The sequence below is a fragment of the Streptomyces sp. NPDC047880 genome (genome assembly GCF_040706515.1).
Taxonomy (GTDB): domain Bacteria; phylum Actinomycetota; class Actinomycetes; order Streptomycetales; family Streptomycetaceae; genus Streptomyces.
Genome location: NZ_JBEZOK010000030.1, coordinates 17,145 through 34,217, shown reverse-complemented (window position 1 = coordinate 34,217; position 17,073 = coordinate 17,145). Strand labels below are relative to the sequence as shown.

The following is a 17,073-nucleotide window of genomic DNA, read 5'->3' as shown; positions in this document are numbered from 1 at the left end:
TGCGGTGTCTCCTGTCAGGCCACGCGGTACTGCTCGTCGCGGGCGTCGGTGAGGAACATCTGCCCCGGGGCGTGCGTGAGGGCGAAGGGCGGACGCGAGGCCGTCACGGCCGCCTGCGGGGTCACCCCGCAGGCCCAGAAGACCGGGATGTCGTCCGGCTCGGCGTCCACCGGGTCCCCGAAGTCGGGGAGGCCGAGGTCGTCGATGCCGAGGCCCGAGGGATGGCCGCAGTGCACGGGGCTGCCGTGCACCGCCGGCATGAGGCTGCTCTCCCGGATCGCCGCCGCCAGGTGCCGGGGCGGCACCGGCCGCATGGACACCACCAGCGGCCCGTGCAGCCGCCCCGCCGGCCGGCACTGCCGACTCGTCACGTACATCGGGACGTTGCGGCCCTGCTCGACGTGGCGGATCGGAACACCCGCCTCGCCCAGTGCCCACTCGAAGGTGAAGCTGCACCCGATGAGGAACGACACCAGGTCGTCCCGCCAGTACGCGCGCACGTCCGTCGGCTCGTCCACCAGCTCGCCGTCCCGCCACACCCGGTAGCGCGGCAGGTCGGTGCGCAGGTCCGCGCCGTCGGCCAGGACGGTGCTCCAGGAGCCGGCGTCCGTGACGTCGAGGACCGGGCAGGGCTTGGGATTGCGCTGGCAGAACAGCAGCATGTCGTAGGCCCAGTCGGCGGGGACCGAGATCAGGTTGGCCTGGGTGTGGCCCGCGGCGACCCCGGCCGTGGGGCCCGTCAGGCCGTCCCGGAAGCGGGCCCGGGCCGTCACGGGGCTCCATGCGTGCGCGTGCTCGTCGACGAGGACGACGGGACGGTCCTCGGTCCCGGTGCCGGCGGGGTTCACGCGAGCTCCTTCCCGCGCGTCTCCGGCAGCCCGAGCAGTGCCAGCGCCGCGATGCCGTAGCCGATCGCTCCGAAGACCAGGGCGCCGCCGACGCCCCAGCTGTCGGCCAGGAACCCGACCGTCGTCGGGAACACGGCACCCACCGCGCGGCCGGTGTTGTACGTGAAGCCCTGCCCCGTCCCGCGCACCGCCGTCGGGTACAGCTCGCTCAGGTAGGACCCGAAGCCGCTGAAGATCGCCGACATGCAGAACCCGAGCGGGAAACCGAGCACCAGCAGCAGGGTGTTGGCCCCGCTCGGGATGTTCGCGTACGCCAGGATGCACAGCGCCGACAGCAGGGCGAAGAGCCAGATGTTGCGCCGCCGGCCCAGCTTGTCGGTGAGGTAGCCGCCGGTCAGGTAGCCGATGAAGGCGCCCGATATGAGGAACGTCAGATAGCCGCCGGTGCCGACGACCGACAGGTCGCGTTCGGACTTCAGATACGTCGGCACCCAGGTGGCCAGCGTGTAGTAGCCGCCCTGGACCCCGGTCGAGAGCAGTCCCGCGAAGAGGGTGATCCGTAGCAGGCCGGGCTTGAAGATCGCCGTGAACGAGCCCTTCTCCGCGCTCTGTTCACGAGCAGCGGCCGCCTCGGGGGCGTCGTGCACACTGCGCCGCAGCCAGATGACGAGCAGCGCGGGCAGCGCCCCGGTCCAGAACATGATGCGCCAGGCCAGGTCGTCGCCGGCCACCGAGAAGACCAGGGTGTAGACGATCACTGCGAGGCCCCAGCCCACGGCCCAGGAGCTCTGGATCGCGCCCAGCGTGCGCCCCCGGTTCCTGGCGCTCGCGTACTCGGCGACCAGGATCGCGCCGACCGCCCACTCGCCGCCGAAGCCGAGGCCCTGGAGCGCGCGGAAGACCAGCAGCGTCTCGTAGTTGGGCGCGAAGCCGCAGGCGACGGTGAACACCGCGTACGTGATCACCGTGAGCATCAGTGCCTTCACCCGGCCCACGCGGTCCGCGAGCACGCCCGCGAGGGCGCCGCCGACCGCGGAGACCACCAGCGTGACCGTGGTGAACAGGCCCGTCTGGCCGCTGTTCAGACCGAAGTAGGCGGACAGCGCGACCATGCTGAGCGGCAGCGTGAAGTAGTCGTAAGAGTCCAGGGCATAGCCGCCGAAAGCACCGGCGAAGGCGCGGCGGCCGCGCGGTCCCAGGGCGCGCAGCCAGCCGAACGCCCCGTCGTCCGGGGTGCGTTCGGTGGTAGCGGGGCGTGTGTCGTCGGTCAGGGCCTCACGTGGAGGGGTCGTGCTCATGGGCACCTCGCAGAGGGAGGACGGAGGGTGCTTCGGGGTGAGCCGTGCCGTACGGAGGCGGTCGGGGCCGTGGAGGAAAACCGGCCCGCCGCCGCGACGCTGTGCGTAGCACCGTAGAGGATTGTTCAACGATCCCTCAATACCCATGTTGGTTCGTTCTTGTGATCTGCGATTGAATTCCGGCATGGCAGAGCAGCTGAAGGACCTCGCCGACGACCGGGCTCTCCTGGGGCGCACCAGCACCGCGGAACGGGTCTCGGACATCCTCAGGAGCCGGATCGCCGAGGGCTACTTCCCGCCCGGCACCCGTCTGTCGGAGGACAGCATCGGCGGCGCGCTCGGCGTCTCGCGCAACACGCTGCGCGAGGCGTTCCGGCTGCTCACGCACGAGCGCCTGCTCGTCCACGAGTTGAACCGGGGCGTCTTCGTCCGGGTCCTGACCGTCGACGACGTCGAGGACATCTACCGCACCCGTCGGCTCGTCGAGTGCGCCGTCGTCCGGGGCCTCGGTGAGCCGCCTTACGGCCTGGAAGGGCTCGCGGGGGCGGTCGCGCAGGGGCGGGCGGCGGCCCGGGAAGGTGACTGGAAGGCGGTGGGTACCGCGAACATCCACTTCCACCGGGAGCTGGTCGCCCTCGCCGCGAGCGAGCGCACCGCCGAGCTGATGCGCAGCGTCTTCGCCGAACTGCGGCTGGCCTTCCACGTGGTGGACGAGCCGCAGCGACTGCACGAGCCGTACATCGCACGAAATGTCGCCATTCTGGAGGCGCTACAGGGCGGCGACCGCGAGAAGGCCGAGCGCCTGCTCGCCGGGTACCTCGACGACTCGCTGGAGCGCGTGGTCGAGGTGTACCGGCGGCGGGTCGGCGAGGACGGCTGAGGGCCGCGGCCCGGGGGCGCCCCGCTGAGGGGCGTGGCTCAGCGGGGCGCACCCGCGTCGTTTGGGCGGTTGTCAGATGCAGGACCTAGTCTGTGCACCGTGACTTCGCCTGCATCGACGGACAGCGTTCCGCCCCAGCTCAGCGCGGGGCCGCGCCCCGCTCCGGGGCCGGCCGCCGACGAGGGCCTGGCGCGCCGCCTGCGCGCGCTCGCCTGCACCGCGCCGCTGCACGACCTGGACGCGCGCAAGGCCAACCTGGCCGGCGAGTACTCGGTGTACGGCATGTCGGAGGTGGCCCTCGCGGCCATCGACCTGGTCACCCTGAACATGGACTTCGACACGGGCGCGGACCACGACCAGATCGTCGCCCGCCTCATCCCGCGCATCGCCGCCCAGGCACCGCAGCGCCCCGCCGCCGAGCACGAACGCGTGGCCCGCTGGGTCCTGGAGAACCTGATCAACGTCGGCAGCGTCGACCGCGGCTTCCGCGCGGTCTACGGCACGTTCGGCGCGGACGGCAGCTATGTGCGCCGGGACTACGACTTCAAGCTGCTCGAGGAGGTCCCCGGCCCCGGCGGCACGGTCTACCTCCGCACGACGGACGAGGCGGTCAACGTCCTCGTCGGCGCCCTCGACACGGACGTCACCAGCGCGCAGATCGCCGCCGAGGTCAAGCTGGAGGTGCTGATCAGCCGCGGCCGGCTCGCCGACGCCCAGCTCGCCGCCGAACAGGCCCGCTACCGCACCGTGCAGTACTCGGAAACCCTGCGCCGCGCCCTGGACGCGACCCGGCGCAACGTACGCGCGGTGGACTGGCTCTCCGCCGTGCCCGACATGATCGCCGAGGCCCTGGAGCACGTGGCCGACCGCTACCGCCACGAGAACGCGATCCTCACGAACATCCGCAAGGCGCGCGACGAGTCCGAGGACCCCGAGCACAAGCGCCGCACCGCCGAGCTGGTCGACATCGTCAAGGACTGCATCCGCCGGCACACCCAGCTGCAGTCCCGGCTGCTGGAGGCCGGACCGCTGTTCCGTGCCGAACAGGACCGGCAGGCCTTCGCCACCCCGATGACGACCTCGGGAACAGACCTCTACGGACACCTCCTCTCGCCCGTCCTCCCGCTGCCGCTGGAGCAGGCCGTCCGTGTCACCGACGCCTTCTTCGGCCGCGGCACCGGGCTGCGCACGCCGGTGTCCGTCCGGGTCGGCGACCTGGTCGACATACTGCTGACACCGCCCGTGGAGCGGGAGCACCTGGGCGCGGAGATGCCCGAGCCCGACCTGATCGCCACACCGGACGACAGCCGGTTCAGCGAGGAGCAGCTGGCGGCCGCGCAGGAGCTCCTCGACCTGCCGGCGGACGCGCCGCGCCGCTTGTCGGGGCTGCTGGCGCAGGCCCGGCGGCAGGATCCCGAGCTGCCGTACCTGGTGGCCCTGCTGGCGGTGCACGCCGCCAGCCCGCCGGTCGGCACGGCCTACCGCCAGGGCGAGCAGAAGCTGCTGTTCGCCGTGGACGACGGGACCGAGCTCGACGACCCGGAGTTCGGCGGCGCGGACCTGATCGTCGGCACCGCCCTGCTGGACGCCGCGGGAATGGCGGCGGACCGGACGGAAGCGGCATGAACCAGTACGCATGGCACAAGGAGTCCCGACCGTGAGCGAGCATGTCGAGTGGAGCGAGCCGGACGGACCGGCCCCCGTGGCCGGAGCCGCCGTCACTCCCGCCGACGCCGCCGATGCGGCTCGGCTCGTGTCGTTCGGGCTGCAGCCCAAACTGCAGCCCGCCCGCGACCAGGAGTACGCGGACCTGCTCCGCAGGTACCGCGAGGACCCGCCCTTCGCGCGGCTCGCGGACGCCGTGGCGACCGGGCTGGGGCTGATCGTGCTGGAGGTGTCCCCGCGCGCGGGCATGGCCGTGACCGCCGCCGAGGACTCGGTGTTCGCCGTCCGCATGGGTGACTACGCGCGTCGTACGTCCGCCGACGGCGGCGACCGGTTCCTGCACGGGCTCGCCCATCTCGCCGTCGCAGCCATGGCGTTCCCACGCCCCGAGGACCTCGCCGACGACGGCTACATCGGCCGGGTCACGGTCAACGGCGTCGACGCCTTCGTCCGGCAGGCCTGCCGCCGGCTGGAGGAGCGCGCCGAGGAGCAGGGCGAGAACACCGACCCGGCCACCGACGCCCCCGGACTCGAGGCAGCCTGGCGGATCTGGGTGCGGCGCAGCGTGACCGGCGCCACCAAGGACGCCCGCCGCCTGGCCGGTTCGACCACCGGCATCGTCGCCAAGGCCGCCGCGTTCCTCACCGAGTCCGGCTTCCTGCAGCGCACCGGCGACGACCACGGCGGCACGTACCGCACGACCGCGCGCTACCAGCTCCAGGTCCGCGACATGGCCGGCAGCGCCGCCCTGGCGGAGCTGCTGGACCTGGGCGTCGTCCCGGTCACCGACGGCACGCCGACGCTGCTGCCCGCCGAGGAGAGCGACGACCTGGAACTGGTCGCCGACGCCGGGCTGCCCTTCCACTCCTCCTGAACCACCCCCACTTCACGAACTTCACGAAGACTTACGAGAGTCCGCCATGTACGAGCTGTCCCGGGTCCGTCTCTACTCGATCGGTCCCGCCGGTGCGCGCTACGCCGACACCGTGCTAGACCTGCGGGGCGTGGGCGAGGTCGTGCCCGACCCCGCGCCCACGCAGGCGGAGTTCTTCGAGGAGGAGCCGGTCGGCCCGCCGCGCCGGCCCGCGCCCGCCGGCGTGCTCTTCCTGGAGAACGGCGGCGGCAAGTCGGTGCTGCTCAAGCTGATCTTCTCCGTGATGCTGCCGGGCCACCGCAACACCCTCGGCGGCGCCAGCTCCGGCGTGCTGCGCAAGTTCCTGCTCGCCGACGACTGCGGACACGTCGCACTGGAGTGGCAGCACGTGCTGACCGGCGAGTGCGTCGTCGTCGGCAAGGTCAGCGAGTGGCGCGGACGGCAGGTCTCCAACGACCCGAGGAAGTTCGCCGAGGCCTGGTACTCCTTCCGCCCCGGCCCCGGACTGAGCCTCGACAACCTCCCCGTGGCCGAGGCGACCGCCGTACGGGCCCCGGCCGAGGGTCAGTCCAGTGCCCGCGGGCGGCGCCGCACCATGAAGGGTTTCCGCGACGCCCTCACGGAGGCGGGCAAGACCTACCCGCACCTGGAGGTGCACTGGGAGGAGACCCACGACCGCTGGATCGAGCACCTCGGCGACCTCGGCCTCGACCCCGAACTCTTCCGCTACCAGCGCGAGATGAACGCCGACGAGGGCGAGGCGGCAGGGCTCTTCGCCGTCAAGAAGGACTCCGACTTCACCGACCTGCTGCTGCGCGCCGTCACCGACACCCGTGACACCGACGGGCTCGCCGACCTGGTCAGCGGCTTCGGCAACAAGCTGGGCCGGCGCGCCGAGCTGATCGCCGAACGCGACTTCACCGCCGGGTCCGCCGACCTCCTCGGGCGGATCGTCGAGGCCGCCGGGACCCGCTCACGCGCGCGGGACATCCACGCCGCAGCCGAACGCCGTACCCGGACCCTGGCACGCAGGCTGTCCGCGCGCGGCGTGCAGGAGCGGGCCCGGGCCGCCGACCTCGCCCAGCGCGTCACCGCCGCCGCGTACGCCGTCACCCACGCCGAGTCGGCCCGCGAGCGCAGTGCGCTGATCGCCGCCGAACTCGCCTACCGGCACGCCTCGCTGGCGCTCGCCGGAGCCGAGAAGTCCGCCGCCGCGCAGAAGCGCGAACTCGCCGACGCCCGCACCCTGTACTCGGCGTGGCAGGCCGCCGAGGCCGTACTGCGCCACCGCGCCGCCTCCGACCGCGTCACCCGCGTGTCCGCCGCCATCCAGGAGGCCGAGCGCGACGCCGCACCCGCCCTGGCCGCCCGCTCCAAGGCCGCCGTCGACCTCGTACGGGCCCTGCACGCGGCCGCGGAGAAGGCGGAGAGCCACGCCAACGAGGAGGAGGAGCGCTCCGCCGCCCTCCAGGAGGTCAGCGACGCGGCCTACCGGGACTCCACCGCCGCCGCCACCCAGGCCCAGCGCGCCCGCAGCGAGATCGGGCACCTCAAGCAGCGCCTCGCCGAGGTCGAGCAGGAGACCGCCGAGGCGGTCCGCGCAGGCTGGCTCGACGACTCCGCACCCGACGCCGACCCGGCCCGCGCGGCCCTGGCCGCCAGCGACGCCGAGAAGACCGCCGTCGCCGCCTGGGACGCGGCCCGCGAGGCGTCCCGCCGCGCCACGGAGCAGGCCCGTGAAGCCGCGTCCGCCGAGTCCCGCGCGGAACTGACCGCGGCCCGCGCGGCCGACGCGGCCACGGCGGCGGAGCGGTCCTACGAGGCCGAGCGCCGCACCGCCGAGGCGCTGGCGGGGGAGGAGCGGCTGGCGGAACTGCTCAGCCTGACCCCTCAGGCCCGCCCGGGCATTCCCCAGCCCCGCCACGACACGGACGGTGAGCCCACCGCGCAGCCGGCCGCCGGCGCGCAGGGACTCACCGCCGAAGAACTCGACCGCTTCGCCGACGAGCTGCGCGACCTGCTCGACGACGCCGTCTCCTCCGCCGAACGGCAGCTGTTCGACCTGCGCACGGCCGCCGCGGACGACTCCCGGATCCTCGGCGCACTCGGCGACGGCGGACTCCTGCCGCCCGGACCGGACGTCCTGGCCACGGTCGAGTTCCTCGGCGAGCACGGCATCCCCGCGCTGCCCGGCTGGCGCTACCTCGCCCAGGCCGTCGACCCGGCCGACCACGCGCGCGTGCTGGCCGCCCGGCCCGAGCTGGTCGACGGCGTGATCATCACCGACCCGGACTCCCACGCACGCGCCCGGGAGGCCCTCGGTGACGCGGCGCTGCTGCCCCGCTCCGCCGTGGCGGTCGGCACCGCCGCCGCCCTGCTCGCCCCGACGCCTGCTCCGGACACCGACAGCGGCGACGTGTTCCTGGTCCCGCCGAACCCGGCCATGCACGACGAGCACGCCGCCGACGAGGAGCGGCAGGCGCTGCGCGCCCGGGCGACCGAGCGGGACGAGGAGATCCGCAGGCTCGCCGCCCGGCTCGGCAAGGACCGCGAGCTGGCCGCCCGGCTCGCTTCCTGGCGCACCGGCTGCCCCGCCGGCCGGCTGACCGAACTGGCCCGTGCGGCTCACGACACCCGCGACTTCGCCGAGGAGTCGGAGGCCGAACTCGCCGAGGCCCGCACCGTCCGGGCCGAGGCCGACGAGGTCGCCGCCGAGGCCGCGCGCCTCCGGGACGAGCGGCAGGAAGCAGCGCAGAAGGCCCGCCGCTCCGCCGACGCCCTCGCCGGGCTCGCCTTCCGGCTGCGCGAGCGGGCGGGCTGGCAGGTGAAACTGCGCGACCTGGCCGACGAGGCGGCCGAGTCCGAGGCGAGCGCCCAGGCCTGCCTGGAACGGGCCCGGGCCGCCGACGAGGACCGGCGCGCCGCCCAGCGCGCCGCGGACGACACCCGCCGCACCGCCCGTGCCCTGCGCGCCGAGCGCTCCGAGATCGCGGGCGCCCCCGACGACGTACCCGAGGACGAGGAGCGGACGCCCAAAGCCTCCCTGCCCGCGCTGCGCGAGGCCTACCGGGCCGCGTCCCAGCTGTACGAGAAGGTCGGCGTGGGTGCCGACCTGCGCGCCGAGCAGGCCCGCGCGGAGAGCGACGAGAGCGCGGCCCGAGCGGAACTGGACCGGCTGAGCAACAAGGTCCGCACCCGCGCGGAGCAGCTCCTCGAATCACCTGACGGCTCCGACGGCCCCAGCCGCCAGGCCGCCGCCGCCCGCGCCGAGGAGCTGGTGCAGCTTCTGGAGACGCGGATGTCGACCGCGAGCGAGCAGCTCGGGCGGCTGCGCGGCGAGGCCGAACGCCTCGCTCCCGCCGACGACGCCGCGACCCACACGGACCTCCCCGAGGACCTTGAGCCGCGCGACACCGAACACGCGCAGACCCTGCTGCGCTCCGCCACGGCCGAACTCGCCTCCCGCACCGAGGCGCTGGAGCAGGCACGCGAGGCGCATGCCGAACTCCTCGACGCCCACCGTGCCGCCGAGGACGCGGCGAGCGGCTTCGACGAGATCGCCGCCATGCTCCGCGACCTGCTGCGCGAGCACGCCACGGACGAGGAGCACGAGGAGCCCGAGCCCTATGCCGGCAGCCCGGAGGAGGCCCGCCAGGCGGCCGCCGAGGCCCGGCGCTCCCTGCGCGGCTGCGCCGCCGACCTGTCCGCCGCCGAGGCCGCCGTCCGCGAGGCGAGCGACATCCTCGTCCGGCACGCCAACTCCACCCGCTACGAGCAGGTCCGCACCCCGGCCCGGCAGCAGATCCGCGAACTGCCCGCCTCCGCACTGCCCGAGCACGCCCAGAAGTGGGCGGACGCCTTCGCACCCCGCCTGCGCGTCCTCACCGACGAACTGGAGCAGCTGGAACGCAACCGCGACTCGATCGTGGACCGTCTGCGCGGCCTGGTCGAGTCGGCCCTGGCCACCCTGCGCTCCGCCCAGCGGCTCTCCCGTCTCCCGGAGGGTCTCGGCGAGTGGTCGGGGCAGGAGTTCCTCCGCATCCGCTTCGAGGAACCCGACCAGGCCACCCTCACCGAGCGACTCGGCGAGGTCATCGACGAGGCGACCCGCGCCGCCGTCAAGAAGAACTCCGACCTGCGCCGCGACGGCATGTCCCTGCTGCTGCGGGGCGTCGCCGCCGCTCTCCAGCCCAAGGGCGTCGCCGTCGAGATCCTCAAGCCGGACGCGGTGCTGCGCGCCGAGCGGGTCCCCGTCGGGCAGATGGGCGACGTCTTCTCCGGCGGGCAGCTCCTCACCGCCGCCATCGCCCTGTACTGCACGATGGCCGCCCTGCGGTCGAACGACCGGGGCCGCGACAAGCACCGGCACGCCGGCACGCTGTTCCTCGACAACCCCATCGGCCGCGCCAACGCCACGTACCTGCTGGAACTCCAGCGGGCGGTGTCGGACGCCCTCGGGGTGCAGCTCCTGTACACCACGGGCCTGTTCGACACCACCGCGCTGGCCGAGTTCCCCCTGGTCATCCGCATGCGCAACGACGCCGACCTGAGGGCGGGCCTCAAGTACATCAGCGTCGAGGAGCACCTCCGCCCGGGCCTGCCGCAGCAGCCCCAGGCGGGGGAGGCGGTCCACAGCGAGATCACGGCCACCAGGATGTACAAACGCCCGGTCTCCTAGCCCGCGGCGTCCTCCTGGAAGGGTCCTGGGAAACCCGGGCCGCCACGACGTCGCCCGCGGTGCCGCCGATGACGACGTGGCCGGACTCAGGTGTCCTCATGGTTCCCGTCAGCCTTCAGTCGGCCGCCGGTGCGACGGGCGCGGTGGCCGGCGCCTCGGAACGGTGCTCCGCGAGTACGCCCGTCCGGTGCCGCTGGACGAACCAGTAGTAGGCGAAGCCGCCGCCCGCGATGACGGCGACGAACAGGACCGCGCCCCAGCGCAGGTACCAGTGGTAGGGGGCCGCGGCGTTGTAGACGGCGGACCTCGGCCAGATCAGGTTGAGGGTCATGGCCGCGCCCCACAGGACCGCGAGGATGTTGACCGGAAGGCCCCACCGGCCCAGGGAGAACCGGCCCCCCTCCGCAGGCTGCCACTTCCCGCGCAGCCGCGCGACCAGCAACGGCACCGTGACCCCCAGGTAGGCAAGGTAGATCATGATGATGCCGATGCTGGTGACGACGGTGAAGATCTGCGGCTGGCGGATGTTGACCACCAGTATCGCCAGCGCCAGGATCCCGATGATCACGGTCGGCAGGACCGGCGTCTGGAACCGCGGGTGGCACCGGGCCAGTTTCGAGGACGCCGGCAGGTTGTTGTCGCGGGCCATCGCGAACGCCAGCCGGACCGCCGCCGTGTGCACGGCCAGGGCGCACACGGTCACCGCGATCAGCACGCACCACAGCATCGCCTTGCCGGCCGTCGGGCCGAGCACGTCCAGCACGATGTACTGCAGGCCGTCCGTGGACAGCTTCTCGCCCTTCAGGCTGGACACGCTCATCAGCGCGAGGAGCAGGATGAGGCCACCCAGGACGAAGGAGGCCACGATCGCCCGGATGATGGCGCGCGGCGCGTTCCGGGTCGGGTCCAGGGACTCCTCACCCAGCGACGCGGCCGTGTCGAAGCCGTACATGACGTACGCCGAGGCCAGCGAGGCCACCAGGAAGGCGCCGAGGTAGCCGTTTCCGTAGCCCGCGCCGGTGCCGTGCGTCTCCAGGACGACCTGCGGACCGCGCGTGATGTGGACCGCGAACAGGATGATCAATACGACGGTGGCGATCAACTCGATGAACACGCCCGCCGTGTTGATCCGTGCCATCAACTTGACGCCGAAGGCGTTCACGAGAGTCGTGAACAGGATCAACACCGCGGCCAGGATGACCGCGTTGGTCGCCACGTCGTACGTACCGGTGCCGTCCCCCACGAACTGGAAGAACGACGAGATCTGCGGCAGCGTCAGCTGGTAGGCCAGCGCGACGGCCGATATGGAGACGATCGAGGCGATCAGCATCATCCAGCCGGCGAGCCAGCCCAGATGTGGATTGCCTATCTTCTTCGACCAGTTGTAGACGGAACCCGCCACGGGATAGCGGGCGGCGAGCTCCGCGAAGCAGAGGGCGACCATGAACTGCCCGACGAAGACCATCGGCCACGACCACCAGTAGGCCGGGCCGCCGCTGCCGTAGCCGAAGTAGAACAACTGGAAGGTGCCGGTCAGGATCGAGATGTAGCTGATCCCCGCGGCGAAGGTGTGGAAGTTGCCGAGCGTGCGTTTCAGCTCGGGTCTGTAGCCGAACTCGGTGAGTTCGGCGTCGTCCCGGCCGTCTGGGGCGGTGGACTGCGGGGTTGTTCTCATGGCGGTTCCTCGCTGGGTTGCTCAGGCGGGTTCGATCAGTTGAACCAACCCTGAGGGGCGAGGCGGGTGTTGCGCCAGATGTGCTTCGTCTCACTTGATCGCGGCCATGCCGCCGAGCCGCTCGCCCGCCGCGCGCGACTGTCTCCTCGAAGGAGGGCGGCTCGCCCGCCCGGCACACCCAGGCCTGACCCAGCCACAGGCCGCGGGGCGATGTTCTTCACCCCGTACCCAGCCGCCATGTCTCACGAGTGGGACAACTGCCCGGTCCCACCCCGCCGGCGTATCCGCCCCTGTGCGCGCTCGGCGGCACGCTCCTGCCGCCGGGTCCGGCGCCGCTCTCGCCGCAAGGCCCGCGCGGTACTGCTCGGCATGGACACCACGCCGTGGCGCTGGTTCCAGACCTGGCGGGTCACCCACACGTCGAGCGCTCCCCACGTGGCCGCGATCGTGCTGACCACGCTGCTGATCACCATGGGGAATGCCAGCCAGGACCCGGCCATCGTGCACAGGAAGGCCACCATGGCCTGGAGCAGAGTCACGGCTATGAGGAGAACCGCCCGCACGGCCGCCGACCGCACCGGATCCGGCAAGCGCCGCCGCCGCGCGGGCTCCTCGACCCACAGGGGCCGGTAGTGCTGCTGCTCGCGAGCGCCGTGACCCGCCCGGTGAGCCGGAAACTTGCTCTCCTGTCCCGGGGGCTCCGTCCCTGCCTCGGGGGTGTCGCGTCCGCTGGCTCCGAGGTCCCGATGCCCCGTCAGCTGCGCCCCACCCGTCCTGGGCGCACCGCGCCGTTCCGCCGTGCCCATCACCGTGTCACTCCCCACCGCCAGCAGACCGCTCGCTCGCATCCGAAGACCCGTGCTCCCCAGTGGCTGCCCGGCTTGCGCTGTCTTACGCCGCCCAGGTGCGCATCGCGGCTCCTGTGGCCGATTCCGCCCCCGTTTCCCGTGGAGAAGGACGAACGACCGCTCACGAAGATTCCCGGAAATCGAAAAGTTTCAGCCAACCGCCCGAACAGCGTTCGGGTGTTGGGTCGCGTCGCCACCATCGATTACGGGGAGACAACTCCCGTAATGCCCGGACAACTCGCCATGCCTCGTGGCTGGCGCGGAAGTTCAGGTTCCGGACCGGTCTTCGAGTTCCCTGTGGGTCGGTAGTAGGCTCGCGCCGTTTGTTGACGCACATGTGTACCCCCGGTAGCAGGGGGTCCGAGCAGGGGGAGGCCATGCGCTTTCGCGGGAAGTCCGTCCGCCGGAAGATCGTGGCGCTGCTTCTCGTGCCGCTTGTGTCCCTGACCGCGATCTGGACCTTCGCCACCGTGCTCACGGGACGCGAGGCGGCCGACCTGTTCAACGTGTCGTCCGTGGTGGAGAAGATCGGCTACCCCATCGAGGACACCGTCCGCGTCCTCCAGGAAGAACGCCGCCAGACCCTCGTCCACCTCGCAGACCCCCGCTCCTCCGACGGCCTCGCCGCGCTCCGGCGCAGCCGTACCGCCACCGACGAGGCCATCAGCGGCATCCGCGACAACGCCCGGAACCCCGATGTGCGGGACGCGATGGGCGCGGACACCGACGAGCGGCTCACCGCCGTCCTGGACGGCTTCGACGGCATCGAGTCGCTGCGCCGCAGCGTCGAGGACGGCACCGTCAACCGCGCCCAGGCCCTGGACCTCTACAACCGGCTCGTCGACCCCTGCTACGTCCTGCTCGCCAACCTGCACGTCGTCGACAACATCGAACTGGACAAGCAGTACCGCGCCCTGGTCAATCTCGCCCGCGCCCGCGAGCTGCTCTCCCGGGAGGACGCCCTCCTCGGCTCCGCCCTGATCGTCGGCAGGATCTCCCACTCCGAGGAGCGGGACATCTCCGACCTCGTGGCCCAGCGCACCCTGATGTACGACGTCAACCTGCCGCTGCTGCCCGTGGCCGAGCGCGACCGCTACCAGAGCTTCTGGAAGAACGCCTCCTCCGCCCCCTTGCGCGTGGCCGAGGAAGCAGCCGTCTCCTCCGGCGCCGGCACCCCCCGCGGCGTCTCCGCCAAGAGCTGGGACAGCGCCGCCGGCAACGTGCTCGACGAGCTCGGCACTCTCAACGACCAGGCCAACGACCGCTACCAGGACCGCGTCCACCCCGTGGCCGTCGGCGTCATCGCCGAGGCCGTCATCGCCGGGGCTCTCGGCCTGATCGCGCTCCTGCTGTCCCTCTTCCTCTCCGTACGCGTCGGCCGCACCCTGATCCGCGATCTGCGGCAACTGCGCCTGGACGCCCACGAAGCGTCCGGAGTGCGCCTGCCCAGCGTCATGCGCCGCCTCTCCGCGGGCGAACAGGTCGACGTCGAGACCGAGGTCCCGCGCCTCGAATACGACAAGAACGAGATGGGCGAGGTCGGCCAGGCCCTCAACACCCTGCAGCGCGCGGCCGTCGAAGCCGCCGTCAAGCAGGCCGAACTGCGCGCCGGCGTATCCGAGGTCTTCGTCAACCTCGCGCGCCGCAGCCAGGTCCTCCTCCACAAGCAGCTCACCCTGCTCGACGCCATGGAGCGCCGGACCGAGGACACCGAGGAACTCGCCGACCTGTTCCGCCTCGACCACCTGACCACGCGCATGCGCCGGCACGCCGAGGGCCTTGTGATCCTCTCCGGTGCCGCACCCTCCCGCCAGTGGCGCAAACCCGTACAGCTCATGGACGTCGTACGCGCCGCCGTCGCAGAGGTCGAGGACTACGAGCGCATCGAGGTCCGCCGCCTTCCCCGCAACGCCATCACCGGCCCGGCCGTCGCTGACATCACGCATCTCGTGGCCGAGCTCCTGGAGAACGCCACGGTCTTCTCCCCGCCCCACACGGCCGTCCAGGTCCTCGGTGAGCGGGTCGCCAACGGCTTCACCCTGGAGATCCACGACCGTGGTCTCGGCATGGCCGCGGAGGCGCTCCTGGACGCCAACCTCCGGCTCGCCGAGACACCGGAGTTCGAACTGTCCGACACCGACCGTCTCGGCCTGTTCGTGGTCAGCCGGCTCGCCCAGCGCCAGAACGTCAGGGTCTCCCTCCAGCCCTCCCCGTACGGCGGCACCACCGCCGTGGTCTTCATCCCCGACACGCTGCTCACCGACGACGTCCCGGACACCAACGGCATCGGATTCCGCCTCGACCGCCCCCAGCTCGCCCCGGAGAAGGAGCCGCAGGACAGCCGCCGCGCCGCACTGTCCCACGCGCCCGCGCAGCGCCCCGGTCTGCCCGCCTCCCTGCTGGACGGCCCGGTCGAGCTGGAGGCCCCCGTCGACCTCGGCACCGTGGAAGACTTCCCGGGCGCCATCGAGGACGAGGACAGTGAACACGGCGGCCTGTTCCGCCACCGCCACTCCCTCACCCGTGACCCGGACGAGTCCGCAGGCCGCCGCACCGATGCGCGCCGGCAGCCCGCCGACGCCCGCAGCGCAGGGAACCGGACCGGCGGCGGCGCCGAGCTGAGCGACCCGCTCGCACTTCCCCGCCGCAACACCCCCAAGCTGGTCAGCTCCCATGGACGCCCGGTGACCGAGCAGCGCCCACGGCGGGGCAGGACGGACGAGGGCACCACCCCGGCCACCGGCCGAACGGACGTGGGCCCCACCTCCGCGCTCCCGTCACGCCGCCGGGGCGAGGAGCCCACCACCAGCCGGGACCCCGGCCGGTCAGGGCCCGAACCCGCGCCCGCCGTTCCGGCCAGGGGCCGCACCGAGAGCCCTTCGGCCGGCAGCCGTCGGGGCGAAGCCCTGCCGGAGGCACCGCCGCCGCTGCCGGCCCGCCGTCGCGGGACGGACCCTGCCCGCCGTGGCATCGGCGCTGTGGGCCGCAACGAGGACCAGCGGGACCAGACGGAGTCCCCGGCCCCCTCCGGCGGCGCCGGCGACCGGTCGGAGCCGTCCGCCCTGCCGAGGCGGACCCGCCGCGCGGAGATCGCCGCCAGCGGCCCGGCCCGGCCGGACCAGCGCCCCGGCTCCGCGCAGGCCACCACCGGCGGCGCCTCGAACCAGGAGACCGGGCCCGGCGACGCGCCCCGGGGAACCGGCTCCGCGACACAACCCGCTTCCGGCACCGCGCCGCTGCCCCGGCGCGTCCGGCAGGCCAACCTGGCCCCGCAGCTGAAGCGGAGCTCCGCGCCGTCCGGCGCGGGCACGGCCGAGCCCGTCGAACGCGACGCGGCGGAAGTACGCAGCCGCATGGCATCGCTCCAGCGTGGCTGGCAGCGCGGCCGTGAGGAGAACGCCGCGGGCGATGCCGCCCACACCGGCGCAGCACCACAAGGAACGACAGAGGGGGACGGTCGATGACCGCACCGAAGGCGACCGGCCACACCGCGACCAGCAAGGGGGAGCTGAACTGGCTCCTCGACGATCTGGTGGACCGTGTCGCGAGCATCCGCAAGGCCCTCGTGCTCTCCGGCGACGGTTTGCCGACGGGCGTGTCCAAGGACCTGACCCGGGAGGACAGCGAGCACCTCGCTGCCGTCGCCTCCGGGTTCCACAGCCTCGCCAAGGGCGTGGGACGCCACTTCGAGGCCGGCAACGTCCGCCAGACGGTCGTCGAGCTCGACGACGCCTTCCTGTTCGTGACGGCGGCCGGCGACGGCAGTTGCCTCGCCGTCCTCTCGGACGCCGACTCGGACGTCGGCCAGGTCGCCTACGAGATGACGCTCCTGGTGAAGCGGGTGGGCGTGCATCTGGCCGCCGCACCGCGCACCGATCTGCCCGCAGGCGGGTAGTGGGATGACATGAGCGCTGACGGTCAGGGAAGAAGCCACTGGTTCGACGACGAGGCCGGACCGGTCGTCCGCCCGTACGCCATGACCCGCGGCCGCACCAGCAGCCAGGGCCAGCACCGCCTGGACCTGATCGCGGTCGTGGTCGCGGAACCGCAGGCGGACGATCCGGAAACCGACCACATGCTCTCCCCGGAGCACGTGGACATCGTCGAACTGTGCCGTGACATCCCGCAGTCGGTCGCCGAACTCGCGGCGGAACTCGACCTGCCGATCGGAGTGGTACGGGTCCTGGTCGGAGATCTCGTGGACGCGGAATTCGTCCATGTGAACCGGCCCGTACCCCCTGCCGAGCTGCCGGACGAGAGTATTCTGCGCGACGTGATCAACGGCCTCCGGGCGCTGTGAGCAGCGC

At 72.6% G+C, this 17,073-nt stretch carries 11 protein-coding genes; 7 read left to right on the top strand and 4 right to left on the bottom strand.

Translation table 11 applies throughout. The features are described from left to right. Positions 1-14 precede the first annotated feature (14 nt). Together AB0937_RS33055 and AB0937_RS33050 are read right to left on the bottom strand one after the other, a co-directional pair. A complete protein-coding gene (locus AB0937_RS33055; protein WP_366717012.1) occupies positions 15-848 on the bottom strand; it encodes a putative hydro-lyase in 834 nt (277 codons plus the stop codon). After that, positions 845-2,146, bottom strand: a complete 1,302-nt coding sequence (locus AB0937_RS33050) for an MFS transporter (RefSeq protein ID WP_366717010.1) — start codon at positions 2,144-2,146, stop codon at positions 845-847. Before AB0937_RS33050 ends, AB0937_RS33055 begins: the two co-directional genes overlap by 4 nt. A gap of 184 nt (positions 2,147-2,330) precedes the next feature. Here AB0937_RS33050 and AB0937_RS33045 point away from each other — a divergent pair, with 184 nt between their 5' ends. The 4 genes from AB0937_RS33045 to AB0937_RS33030 all read left to right on the top strand — a co-directional run bounded on the left by AB0937_RS33045 (position 2,331) and on the right by AB0937_RS33030 (position 10,243). Next, positions 2,331-3,026: a GntR family transcriptional regulator gene (locus AB0937_RS33045; RefSeq protein WP_366717008.1), complete on the top strand. Its 696-nt coding sequence runs from the start codon at positions 2,331-2,333 to the stop codon at positions 3,024-3,026. A 99-nt stretch (positions 3,027-3,125) separates the two neighbouring features. Beyond that, positions 3,126-4,652, top strand: coding sequence for a hypothetical protein (locus AB0937_RS33040; RefSeq protein WP_366717006.1), 1,527 nt, complete (start codon positions 3,126-3,128; stop codon positions 4,650-4,652). A 31-nt stretch (positions 4,653-4,683) separates the two neighbouring features. After that, complete coding sequence (locus AB0937_RS33035) at positions 4,684-5,565, top strand: hypothetical protein (RefSeq protein ID WP_366717004.1); 882 nt, start codon at positions 4,684-4,686, stop codon at positions 5,563-5,565. A 46-nt stretch (positions 5,566-5,611) separates the two neighbouring features. Beyond that, a complete protein-coding gene (locus AB0937_RS33030; protein WP_366717002.1) occupies positions 5,612-10,243 on the top strand; it encodes a hypothetical protein in 4,632 nt (1,543 codons plus the stop codon). A gap of 115 nt (positions 10,244-10,358) precedes the next feature. On the opposite strand, the gene AB0937_RS33025 is transcribed toward AB0937_RS33030, so the two are convergent. After that, positions 10,359-11,918: an amino acid permease gene (locus AB0937_RS33025; RefSeq protein WP_366717000.1), complete on the bottom strand. Its 1,560-nt coding sequence runs from the start codon at positions 11,916-11,918 to the stop codon at positions 10,359-10,361. A 242-nt stretch (positions 11,919-12,160) separates the two neighbouring features. Further along, positions 12,161-12,742, bottom strand: coding sequence for a hypothetical protein (locus tag AB0937_RS33020; protein ID WP_366717132.1), 582 nt, complete (start codon positions 12,740-12,742; stop codon positions 12,161-12,163). Between the two features lie 401 nt (positions 12,743-13,143). Between AB0937_RS33020 and AB0937_RS33015 the strand changes: the two genes are divergently transcribed. From AB0937_RS33015 to AB0937_RS33005, 3 genes are read left to right on the top strand one after another with little or no spacing between them, the layout of a single operon-like run. Then, positions 13,144-16,230 (top strand): nitrate- and nitrite sensing domain-containing protein, encoded by a 3,087-nt coding sequence (locus tag AB0937_RS33015; protein ID WP_366716998.1) that lies wholly within the window; start codon positions 13,144-13,146, stop codon positions 16,228-16,230. After that, entirely contained in the window at positions 16,227-16,661 is a 435-nt protein-coding gene (locus tag AB0937_RS33010; RefSeq protein WP_102910026.1) for a roadblock/LC7 domain-containing protein, read from the top strand. The genes AB0937_RS33015 and AB0937_RS33010 overlap by 4 nt, the downstream gene beginning before the upstream one ends. Positions 16,662-16,670: 9 nt before the next feature. After that, positions 16,671-17,066, top strand: coding sequence for a DUF742 domain-containing protein (locus AB0937_RS33005; protein WP_366716996.1), 396 nt, complete (start codon positions 16,671-16,673; stop codon positions 17,064-17,066). Positions 17,067-17,073 lie beyond the last annotated feature (7 nt).